Raw genomic sequence first — 10,750 nt, 5'->3', positions numbered from 1 at the left:
TGTGCTCGGCGCCTTGCCGGACGAAGGCTACAAGCTGGACGTCGCAAAAGCCAAGGCCCTGCTCGCCGAAGCCGGCTATCCGGATGGCTTCAAGACGACGTTGCGCGTGCTTTCCGAAGATCCGTTCATGAAGGCGGCGACGGCCATCCAGAACACGCTGGCCCAAGCCGGCATCCAGGCCGAACTCATCAGCGGCTCGGGCGACCAGATCTACGGCGCGATGCGCGAGCGCAAGTTCGAGCTGCTGCTCGGTCGCGGCGGCGGCGGCCAGCAGCCGCATCCGGACAACAACCTGCGATCCATCGCCTATAACCCCGACAATTCGGATGAGGCGAAGCTGACCAACTACCAGAGCTGGCGCACCAGCTTCTTCGACGAGAAGCTGAACAAGATGATCGAAGAGGCGCTGGTCGAGCGCGACGCCGCCAAGCAGGCCAAGCTCTACGGGGGCGTCCAGACCTACATGGACGAGCTCGTCATGTCGATCCAGCCGTTCTCGGAGGTCATCGACACCGCGGCCTTCCGCAGCGACGTGAAAGGCATGATCGTCAGCCCCTGGCTCTCTCGTTTCGAAGGGGTGAAGAAGGAGCGGTAATCCCGACCCTTTGCCTGTATCGAATCCAGAAAGGCGCGTCGCGAGACGCGCCTTTTTCCGTTTGCGCAAACCCAACTGAAACGGCCTGTCGGCATAAGGAGCGCCGCCGCTACCCTTTGAAACGATCCGGAGCAATGGCGGAAAGGTCAGGGCCGTGTGCTGTAAAGTCCGGCCACGGTTTGAAGCGGCGTGCCGCGCGATGTCGGACATGCACTTCGCCGGACCCCATCCCAATCAATGCGTACTGCCGGCGCTAAAGCCTTCTGCGCCATGCCCGCGATCGAGCGCCTTGCGCTAAAGCGCGACTGTGCACGAGGGTGCGCAGAGGATCTTGGGGTCGGCGCTGCCGCCCGCATCTCTTTTGAAGCGACGCCGCCGACGCCGGGTATCGAGCTCTTGCCGGTGAACTCCAGACCTTGTTCCTCGCCGCAAGACGCGCCCCGGTAAAGAAAAAGCCCGGCACTGGGCCGGGCAAGTCGGGGGAGAATTTTGTTCACGCATCGCAGGCCGAGGAGGGTGGCCTTGCGATGGCGTTGGCTTTGGGAGCTTCAGTGCGCGCCCTCGTATTCCAGCGAGGCGCCGATCAGTTCGCGGGCATAGGGATGGGTCGCGCGGTTTCCTGGGATCGCATCGCGCGGCAAGATTTCAGTGATTTCGCCGTGGAGCATGACGGCAAAGCGGTCGCACATGTGATCGACGACAGCGAGGTCGTGCGTGACCATGATGTAGGTGAAGCCGCGTTCGTCCCGCAGGCGCTGAAGCAGGTTGAGGATCTCTGCCTGCACCGAGACATCGAGCGCCGACGTCGGCTCGTCGAGCAGCAGCAGCGACGGTTCGAGGATCAGGGCTCGGGCGATGGCCACGCGCTGCCTTTGGCCGCCGGAGAGCTGGTGCGGGAACCGGTCGAGGAACGAGACCGGCAGGCCGACATCGGTGATCGCCCTGCGCATGCGCTCTTCATGGTCGCCAAGCTTGTGAATGACGAGCGGCTCGTTGAGGACGGTGCGCACCGACTGGCGCGGATGCAGGGAGCCGTAGGGGTCCTGAAACACCATCTGCAGCGTGCGGCAGCGCTCGATGAGCGGAATGTCGCGCACAGGCTTTCCGTCGATGAGGATGTTGCCGGTCCAGATATCGGTCAGCATCGAGATGCAGCGCAGAACCGTGGATTTGCCCGAACCGCTTTCGCCAACGAGACCGAAACATTCGCCGGGCTTGACCGAGAAGGTGACGCCGGGAAGGACCTTGGCCGCCGTCGGGCCGGCGCCGAAGGTGATTGCGAGATCGCGGCATTCGACTGAAACGGACATCAGGCAATTTCCTCCAGCCATTCGGGACGGCGATCGAGCACGGCAAGCGGTGTGCGTCCGCCGCCGATCCGCGGCTGTGCCGCCAGCAAGCCGCGCGTATAGGGATGTTTCGCCTTGTCGAGGTCGGCGGCCGCCAAGGTTTCAACGATACGGCCGGCATACATGATCAGCACGCGGTCGCAGAAATTGCGCACGAGGTTCAGGTCGTGGCTGATCATGATCAGACCGATGCCGCGATCCTTGACGAGACGATCGAGGATGTTGAGCACCTGCAATCGCACCGTCACGTCGAGCGCCGAGGTGGGCTCGTCGGCGATGACGAGGTCCGGGTCGGCCAGCAGCATCATCGCGATCATCACGCGCTGGCCCATGCCGCCGGATATCTCGTGCGGGTATTGATCGTAGACGCGCTTGGGCTCGCGGATCTTGACCGCTTCGAGCATGGCCAGCGCCTTGTCGCGCGCCTCGGCCTTCGAGCATTTGAAGTGACGCAGATAGGTTTCCGCCACCTGGTCGCCGACGCGGCGGATGGGGTTCAGCGAGAACTTCGGATCCTGCAGGATCATCGACATGCGCCGACCGCGGACCTTCAGCATCTCCTTCTCCGAGAGCGATGGCAGATCGAGCTCGGCGAAACGAAGCCTGTCGGCGGTGATGGTTGCGCCCGGCAGAAGACGCAGCAGCGCGCGTCCGACCGTCGACTTGCCGGAACCACTTTCACCGACGATGCCGAGGCGCTCGCGTCCGAGGGTGAAGGAGACGCCGCGCACTGCGTCCGTCTCAGAACCGCCGTAGCGGATGCGCAGGTTCTCGACCTCAAGAATGCTCTTTTCCATGGGTCTATCTCCGGTTCACCTGCTTGGGATCGAGGGCATCACGCAAGCCGTCTCCGAGCAGGTTGAATGCCAGGCTGACGGACAGGATCGAGATGCCCGGGAAGGTGACGAGCCACCAGCTGTCCAGCATGTACTTGCGGCCGGTCGCAATCATCGCGCCCCATTCGGGAAGCGGAGGCTGCGCGCCGAGCCCGAGGAAGCCGAGGCCAGCGGCAGTCAGGATGACGGTCGCCATGTTCAGCGTCAGCCGGATGAGGACCGAAGGCAGGCACATCGGCATGATCGACTTGAAGATGATGCGGGTCGCCGACGCCCCCTGCAGCCGGGCGGCCGAGATGTAGTCCGCCTTGCGGAAGGTCATCGCCTCGGCACGCGCGAGCCGCGCAATCGGCGGCCAGGAGGTGAGCGCGATCGCGATGATGGCGTTGTTGAGGCTCGGGCCGAGCGCCGCGACGAAGGCAAGCGAGAGAATGAGGCTCGGGAAGGACAGGAAGATGTCGGTGATGCGCATCATCACCGTATCGACCTTGCCGCCGAGGTAGCCGGCTGTCGTGCCGATGACAAGACCGATCGGGCCGACGACGATCGAGACGAGGAAGATGATCGTGAGCGTGATGCGCGCGCCGAAGACCAGCCGGCTGAAGATGTCGCGGCCAAGCTCGTCGGTGCCGAACAGATGGCCGTTGCCGGGCGCCTGCAGGGTATTGGCCAGATCCTGGGCGTAGGGGTCGTGGGTTGCGATCAGCGGCGCGAAGGCGGCCATCAGGACAAGCAGCGCCAGCACGAAGAGGCCGAAGGTCGATGTCGGGCTCTTCAGCAGAAAGAGCACGATGTTCTTCAGCGCCTGGATGGGTGCCGGCAGGCGGGAAGTGGGTTGAACGCGTGCGTCCATCAGCGTGTCCTCGGGTCGAAGATGCGGTAGAGAACGTCGGACAGAAGGTTCAGTCCGATGAAGATGACGCCGACGATCAGCACGCAGGTCATGACCGCGTTCATGTCGCCGGTGATGAGATTGCTGGTGAGGTATTGGCCGAAGCCCGGCCAGGCAAAGACCGTTTCGATCAGCACCGCTCCTTCAAGCAGGGAGCCGTAGGCAAGCGCGATGATGGTGACCAGCTGGACGCGGATATTGATGAAGGCGTGCTGCCAGATCGTCTGGCTGCGCGAGAGACCCTTCACCCGTGCCGTCGTCACATATTCCTGGCCCAGTTGATCGAGCATGAAGCTGCGTGTCATGCGCGTGATGTAGGCGGAGGAGGAGTAGCCAAGCAGCGCGGCTGGAAGGATGATGTGGTTGACGGCAGACCAGAAGACATCCAACTCGCCCGCCATAAGGCTGTCGATCAAGAGGAAGCCGGTGCGTTCCTCGACCAGCCCGATATAGAACTGATCCATCCGCCCGCTGCCGCCGACGAGGCCGAGATGGGCGTAAAACACGATCAGCGCAATCATGCCGGTCCAGAAGATCGGCATGGAATGGCCAAACAGGCTGAAGACGCGCACGACATGGTCCGGCCAGCGGTCCTTGTTGACGGCAGCAAGCACGCCGAGCGGAACACCAAGCCCTGCGCCGATCAGGATCGCGAAGGTGGCAAGCTCGATCGTCGCCGGCATCACGTGCAGGATATCCTGGATCACAGGCTGGCCGGTGCGGATGGAGGTGCCGAAATTGCCGGTGAAGACGTCGCCGAGGTAATAGAAGAACTGTTCCCAGAGCGGCCGGTCGAGGCCCAGCGAGCGGTAGACCTGCTCGTAGGTTTCCCGCGTCGCATCTTCTCCGACAATGGCGCGGACGGGGTCGGCGGGCATCAGCCGGCCGATGAAGAAGGTCAGGAGAAGCAGGCCGAGCAGCGTGACCGCAATGGTCCCGATCTGTCCGGCCGCGCCATAGAAGCGGATGCGGCGTTGTGACATGGTTCCTCCGTGTGTCATTCGCCTGAGTGGGGAGGCGGTACAGGCTCCTATCCTGTATGACAACTTAAGCAAACCTGTCACAGGCTTGTCATGCTGTCAAGCCAAACCGATCACAGGAAGTCGTCGCGACGGGGTGAAAAGCAGTCGATGAGCTCGCCGGCCTCCAGGCATTGGCAGCCATGTTCCGTGTCTCCGGGGATGACGAGACTGTCGCCGGCCTGCAATTCATAGGCCTCGCCGTTGCGGAAGAAGCGGAACCGCCCGCGTGCCACATAGGTCGATTGCACGTGCGGATGGCGGTGCAGCTTGCCTTTGGAGCCCGTTTCGAAGCGAAACGACACGACCATGAGCTCAGGGGAATCGGAAAGAACCTGGCGGGTGACGCCGGCATCCGGCGAAACTGCGGGGAAGGTGGGGAGAACCATGTGAACCTCGGTGATGTTGTCTAACATCATCACCATACATGTTCTTATATTTGTATGACAACTATGTTGTCGATCTGCGGGTCAACTTTCTTCAGTCGCCATGGTGCGCGACCGCAGAAGCACCTTGTAGCGATCCAGGCTTCCGCGAAGGTGGGCACGCATCCGTTCGCGCGCGGCTTCCGCGTTTCCTTCGATGATGGCATCGACGATCTGGCCGTGCTCCTCCTGCAGGTGGAGGTTATAGTCCTTGGGGCGCGAACCGGGTGCCGAGCCCTGCAGTTCGCCGCGCGGGATAATGCCCGAGCGGATCAGTTGAAGAAACTCCGGGAAGCGGCGGTTCTGTGTTGCCTCCGCGATCGCGAGGTGAAGCTCGAAATCCGCGTCGCGCGTCGGTGCGCCAGATGCCAGGCATTCGCCGACATGGTGATGGGCCTCGAGGATCGCCTCGATCTGCGCCGCCGAGCGACGAGACGCCGCGAGCCCGGCCGACTCCACCTCGAAAACGGTCCTGAGTTCAAGCAGTTCGATCACCGAGGATATGCGTTGGGTCGTCAGGTCCTGGAAGGGTTGATTCTTGTCCTTCTGGGTTTCAAGGGCGAAGATGCCGGCGCCCTTGCGCGCCTCGACAAGTCCGTCAGCCCGCAGGATTGCGATCGCCTCGCGAACGACGGTGCGGCTGACAGAGTATTCTTTCGTGAGCGCGCTTTCGCTCGGAAGCCTGTCGCCGGGGCGAAACACCCCCTCCGTCAGTTCACGGCGCAGGGCAGTGCTGATCTTTGCCGCCAGCGACGTGCCGCGAACGTGATTGTTTTCGGCTTCCATTTTCGCTCCGCCTGTTTCGAACCTGTCTGGCATGTTAGCCGTTATCTGTCCGGATGCAAGGGCGGCCCGAGGCGCATCCTCAGCGTGCAGTGCGCAGCATGGAGCGGTAGCGCGTCTGGCTCTTCTTGAGGTGTTCTCGCATCGCTGAACGCGCCCCATCCTCGTCCCCGTTCTGTATGGCAAAGAGGATGGCCTCGTGCTCGTCCACAAGGCGGTTGAGTTCGTCGACAGGCAGTGCGGCTTCCCCGCCGTTTTCCACCATGGCGCGACGCGGGATGAGGGCGGGGCCGAGCACCGCAAGGAATTCGCCGAAGCGCGGGTTGTTGGTTGCCTCGGCAACGGCGACGTGGAAAGCGAAGTCGGCCTCGGCAGTCGGTTTTTCCGCGGCTGCACAGGTCCTGAAGGCATCGAAGGCCTCGATGAGCTTGCCCTCCTGGCCGGGCGAGCGGCGAAGTGCTGCAAGCGCCGCCGCATCGCCCTCGACCGCGGTTCTAAGTTCCAACATTTCGATCAGCGATGACACCCGCGCGAGGTCGACATTGTGAAAGGGTCGCCGGTCGGGTGCTGGCCGGTCTAGCAGAAAGACGCCTGCACCCTGCCGGGGCTCCACCAGGCCGTCGGAACGCAAGGCCGCAATTGCTTCGCGCACCACCGTTCGGCTGACGCCGAACTCCTGCGTCAGTTGCGCTTCGGACGGCAGGCGGTCGCCCGGATTGTAACGGCCCTTGGCGATCTGCGAGCGAAGCGCATCCGTCACCTGCGCGACCAGTGTCTTGCCCTGCGAAGCGGAGGGATCGGGTGTCTTCATCATGCCGCGGGCCGTTTCCAAAGGGTATGTTGGTCCGTCCGTGGATACGCCATCGAGGGGCGATGGCGCAATCCATCCTTACGCCGACATCAGGTTTCGATCAGGTCTCAATGAGGTCTCTGGGCATCAGGTATTCAGGAATGTTCTGATAGGAAACAGGCCTGAGAAACCGGCGGATGGCCATGGTTCCGACCGAGCTTGCGCCGAAATTGGTCGAGGCAGGGTAGGGGCCGCCGTGAACCATGGCATCGCAGACCTCGACGCCGGTCGGATATCCATTGACAAGGATCCGGCCAGCCTTGCGTTCAAGAATCATCATCAGTTTGCGCGCCAGGTCGCGATCGCCTTGATCGAGATGAAGTGTTGCCGTCAGCTGACCCTCGAAACGCTTGGCCACCGCGATCATGTCTTCAGGGCTATCGACCGTAACGATCAGTCCGAGCGGCCCGAAGACTTCTTCTGAAAGCGCATGATTGTCGAGCCACTCCCGGGCCGGGACGAGAAAGAGATTGGGCGTTGCGTTTCTTCGGTCGCAGCTTGAGCCGAGGATTTCGCGAACGCCGGCACCCGATGCGATGCGGTCTCGACCGTCGCGATAGGCGCTCGCAATGCCGTCCGTGAGCATGACCTGCGGACCGACGTCCGAAAGGGCCGCGCGCGCGGTCTCGGCAAATGCCGCTGCCTGGTCGGCAAGGATCACCGCGATGCCCGGATTGGTGCAGAATTGTCCCGCACCCATGGTGAGCGACGCCGCCCACCCCCTGGCGATCTGCTCGCCGCGCGCCCTCACCGCCTCGGGCAGGACAAACATCGGGTTCACCGAGCCGAGTTCGCCGAAGAACGGAATGGGTTCCGGCCGCCCAGTGCAAAGATCGAAGAGTGCGCGACCGCCGGCAAGCGAACCGGTGAAGCCGACCGCCTTGATCAGCGGGTGCGTCACGAGGCTGGTGCCGACATCGCGGCGGCCGCCCTGGATCAGCGAGAACGCGCCCGGGTGCAGTCCGTGCGCCCGGATGGCAGAAAGGGCAGCTTCGGCGACGATTTCGCCGGTGCCTGGATGGGCGGAGTGTCCCTTGACGACGACGGGGCAGCCGGCAGCAAGTGCCGATGCGGTATCGCCGCCCATGGTCGAGAAGGCCAGAGGGAAATTGGAGGCCCCGAAGACGGCGACGGGACCGATCGGCCGCTGGATCAGGCGGATGTCGGGACGGGGCAGGGGCTTGCGGTCCGGCAAGGCTTCGTCATGCCGTCTATCGAGATATGCGCCCTTGCGGATATGGGAGGCAAACAGACGCAGTTGGCCGGTGGTACGTCCACGCTCGCCTTCCAGCCGGGCGGGCGGCAGCCCGGTTTCGGCGCTCCCGATCTCGGTGATCGCCGCCCCGCGTGCTTCGATCTCGTCGGCGATGGTCTCGAGGAAGGCTGCACGCTCATCGCGGGTCGAATAGCCGTAGGACCAGAAGGCTTCCTCGGCGGCCTTTGCCGCCCTGTCCACCAGTTCCACCGTTCCAACTGAAAAATCAAAGCTCGGGCCGCTTGCGGGCTCGCTGCTGAACGTCTGTCCGGTTGCGATCCATTCACCTGCGACCAGGTGTTTGCCATGCGGTTTGAAGGTCATTCATTGCTCCTTGGGATTGGGTTGTCGGCGTGAAGGCGATGCGTTCCAGGCCGGCGCGTTTGATGGGTTCACGCCGCGGGCACTGTGAGAGGGGGTGGCGAGAGTCCCGCACCTTCCCCGTCAACGAGGCGGTGTTTCACACTGTTATCGGTTTGAGCCATTGCGACCGGCATCCGAGTTTTGAACTTGCCACTTGACCTTGTCATACATATCATACAAATACGACTAACACATATGATATGTTGATCGCAATGACCGAAGGAGGAGTTTCATGCTGACCGTAGAAACGCGGCAGGCCGTCAATCCGGACTATGCCAAGGCGCTCGATACCGAGGGGCTGCGCAGGCATTTCCTGGCGGAGAACATGTTTCGGCCGGGCGAGATCCGGCTGATCTACACCCACTACGATCGCTTCGTGATGGGCGGCGCCGTGCCTGCGGGCACGCCGTTGACGCTCGACAAGGTGGAGGAAACCAAGACGCCGTCGTTCCTCGACCGGCGCGAGATGGGCATCGTGAATGTGGGGGCAACCGGCACGGTTGCGACCGGACAAGACACCTATACCCTCAACCGCGGCGATGTACTCTACCTTGGCCAGGGTTCAGGCCCGGTCACCTTCTCGGGAGAGGGGCGCTTCTACATTACATCCTGCCCGGCCCACCGCAGCCTGCCTGCGCGGCTCGTCACCATTGCCGACAGCAAGGAGGTCAAGCTCGGCACGACCGAGACCTCCAACAAGCGTACGATCAACCAGTTCATCCATCCGCTGGTGATGGAGAGCTGCCAGCTCGTCCTCGGCTATACGACGCTTGAAGACGGCTCGGTCTGGAACACCATGCCCGCCCATGTCCACGATCGCCGCATGGAGGCCTATCTCTATTTCGGCATGGACGACAAATCGCGCGTGCTTCACCTGATGGGCGAACCCCAGGAAACCCGCCATCTCTTCATTTCCAACGAGGAAGGCGCGATTTCGCCGCCCTGGTCCATCCATTCGGGCGCGGGCATCGGATCCTACACTTTCATCTGGGCAATGGCCGGCGACAATGTCGACTACACCGACATGGAGTTCATCCAGCCGGGGGAACTGAAGTGACAAATCCCTTTTCCCTTCAAGGCCATAAAGCGCTCGTCACCGGCGCCAACACCGGACTGGGACAGGCGATCGCCGTCGGTCTTGCGGCCGCCGGGGCCGAGGTGACCTGTGCGGCGCGCCGCGCACCCGAGGAAACACTTGAGATCATCGCCAAGGCCGGCGGGATTGCCGCACCACTTGCTCTGGACTTCGCCGACCCCATGGCCGCGCGCGATGTCTTTGCCGGACACGGCTACGACATCCTCGTCAACAATGCCGGTATCATTCGCCGCGCCGATGCGGTGGAATTCAGCGAAGCCGACTGGGACGACGTCATGGACGTCAACCTGAAAGCGCTGTTCTTCACGTGCCAGGCCTTCGCTCGCGAGTTGCTTGCGAAAGGTCGGTCGGGAAAAATCGTCAACATCGCGTCGTTGCTCTCCTTCCAGGGCGGCATCCGGGTGCCGTCGTACACGGCCGCCAAACACGGCGTATCCGGTCTCACCAAGCTGCTTGCCAACGAGTGGGCGGCCAAGGGCATCAACGTGAACGCGATCGCGCCCGGCTACATCGAGACCAACAATACCGAGGCGCTGCGCGATGATCCGGATCGCAACAAGGCGATCCTCGAGCGCATCCCCGCCAACCGCTGGGGCAGGCCTGAAGACATCGCCGGCGCTGCCGTATTCCTGTCGTCAGCCGCGGCGGATTACGTCCATGGCGCCATTCTCAACGTGGACGGCGGTTGGCTGGCTCGCTGACGCGGCCGCCGGCCGCAAACTCATCATACATGTCATAGGATGAGTACTGCGACGTCGGCCCGTTCCCTCGCTTCTCGATACTGAAAACATGAAGAGGATTTCGAAATGACCCCAGAACAGATCAAGGCCGCGCTTGGATCGGGCCTGCTTTCCTTCCCGGTGACGCACTTCGATGCGGAAGGTCGTTTTGCGCCGGAAAGCTACAAGGCGCATGTGGAGTGGCTGGCCGGCTATCACGCGCCGGTGCTGTTTGCCGCCGGCGGCACCGGTGAGTTCTTCTCGCTGAAGCCCGATGAGATTCCCGGGATCGTCGCCGCCGCCAAGGAAGTGTCCGGCGAGACGGCGATCGTCTCCGGCTGCGGTTATGGCACCGAGATCGCCATCGACATCGCCCGTTCGGTCGAAAAGGTTGGAGCGGATGGCATCCTGCTTCTGCCGCATTACCTGATCGATGCGCCGCAGGAAGGCCTTTACGCCCATGTGAAGAAGATCTGCCAGTCGGTCGGTATCGGCGTCATGGTCTATAACCGCGACAACTCCGTGCTGCAGGCCGATACGCTCGCCCGTCTTTGCGACGAGTGCCCGA

At 62.8% G+C, this 10,750-nt stretch carries 12 protein-coding genes; 4 read left to right on the top strand and 8 right to left on the bottom strand.

The genetic code is table 11. The features are described from left to right. Positions 1 to 595 (top strand): ABC transporter substrate-binding protein (locus VGO04_RS01200; RefSeq protein ID WP_327494131.1); only part of this gene is annotated, 595 nt, incomplete at its 5' end. A gap of 548 nt (positions 596 to 1,143) precedes the next feature. Here the strand turns inward: VGO04_RS01200 and VGO04_RS01195 are convergent. The 8 genes from VGO04_RS01195 to VGO04_RS01160 form a co-directional block, all read right to left on the bottom strand. Further along, the gene (locus VGO04_RS01195; RefSeq protein ID WP_327494130.1) at positions 1,144 to 1,905 is read right to left on the bottom strand and encodes an ABC transporter ATP-binding protein; all 762 of its coding nucleotides are present in this window, start codon (positions 1,903 to 1,905) and stop codon (positions 1,144 to 1,146) included. Next, positions 1,905 to 2,741, bottom strand: a complete 837-nt coding sequence (locus tag VGO04_RS01190) for an ABC transporter ATP-binding protein (protein WP_327494129.1) — start codon at positions 2,739 to 2,741, stop codon at positions 1,905 to 1,907. Before VGO04_RS01190 ends, VGO04_RS01195 begins: the two co-directional genes overlap by 1 nt. 4 nt (positions 2,742 to 2,745) lie before the next feature. Further along, positions 2,746 to 3,633: an ABC transporter permease gene (locus VGO04_RS01185; protein ID WP_327494128.1), complete on the bottom strand. Its 888-nt coding sequence runs from the start codon at positions 3,631 to 3,633 to the stop codon at positions 2,746 to 2,748. Continuing rightward, positions 3,633 to 4,655, bottom strand: coding sequence for an ABC transporter permease (locus VGO04_RS01180; RefSeq protein WP_327494127.1), 1,023 nt, complete (start codon positions 4,653 to 4,655; stop codon positions 3,633 to 3,635). The genes VGO04_RS01185 and VGO04_RS01180 overlap by 1 nt, the downstream gene beginning before the upstream one ends. Before the next feature lie 110 nt (positions 4,656 to 4,765). Next, complete coding sequence (locus tag VGO04_RS01175) at positions 4,766 to 5,107, bottom strand: cupin domain-containing protein (RefSeq protein WP_414650496.1); 342 nt, start codon at positions 5,105 to 5,107, stop codon at positions 4,766 to 4,768. Positions 5,108 to 5,161: 54 nt separating this feature from the next. Next, on the bottom strand, positions 5,162 to 5,902 hold the full coding sequence (locus tag VGO04_RS01170) for a FadR/GntR family transcriptional regulator (protein ID WP_327494125.1): 741 nt from the start codon (positions 5,900 to 5,902) through the stop codon (positions 5,162 to 5,164). A 79-nt stretch (positions 5,903 to 5,981) separates the two neighbouring features. After that, positions 5,982 to 6,713: a FadR/GntR family transcriptional regulator gene (locus VGO04_RS01165; protein WP_327494124.1), complete on the bottom strand. Its 732-nt coding sequence runs from the start codon at positions 6,711 to 6,713 to the stop codon at positions 5,982 to 5,984. 97 nt (positions 6,714 to 6,810) lie between these two features. After that, positions 6,811 to 8,328: an aldehyde dehydrogenase (NADP(+)) gene (locus VGO04_RS01160; RefSeq protein ID WP_327494123.1), complete on the bottom strand. Its 1,518-nt coding sequence runs from the start codon at positions 8,326 to 8,328 to the stop codon at positions 6,811 to 6,813. 271 nt (positions 8,329 to 8,599) lie between these two features. Between VGO04_RS01160 and kduI the strand changes: the two genes are divergently transcribed. The 3 genes from kduI to VGO04_RS01145 form a co-directional block, all read left to right on the top strand. Then, a complete protein-coding gene (gene kduI, locus VGO04_RS01155; RefSeq protein WP_327494122.1) occupies positions 8,600 to 9,424 on the top strand; it encodes a 5-dehydro-4-deoxy-D-glucuronate isomerase in 825 nt (274 codons plus the stop codon). Next, entirely contained in the window at positions 9,421 to 10,164 is a 744-nt protein-coding gene (gene kduD / locus VGO04_RS01150) for a 2-dehydro-3-deoxy-D-gluconate 5-dehydrogenase KduD (protein ID WP_327494121.1), read from the top strand. The genes kduI and kduD overlap by 4 nt, the downstream gene beginning before the upstream one ends. Positions 10,165 to 10,269: 105 nt before the next feature. Then, a partial coding sequence (locus VGO04_RS01145) for a dihydrodipicolinate synthase family protein (RefSeq protein WP_327494120.1) occupies positions 10,270 to 10,750 on the top strand: 481 nt, incomplete at its 3' end.

It is taken from the genome of Ensifer sp. (genome assembly GCF_035999185.1).
Classification (GTDB): domain Bacteria; phylum Pseudomonadota; class Alphaproteobacteria; order Rhizobiales; family Rhizobiaceae; genus Ensifer.
Note: the sequence above shows the minus strand (reverse complement) of the source record. Positions and strands in the feature narration are given on the sequence as shown.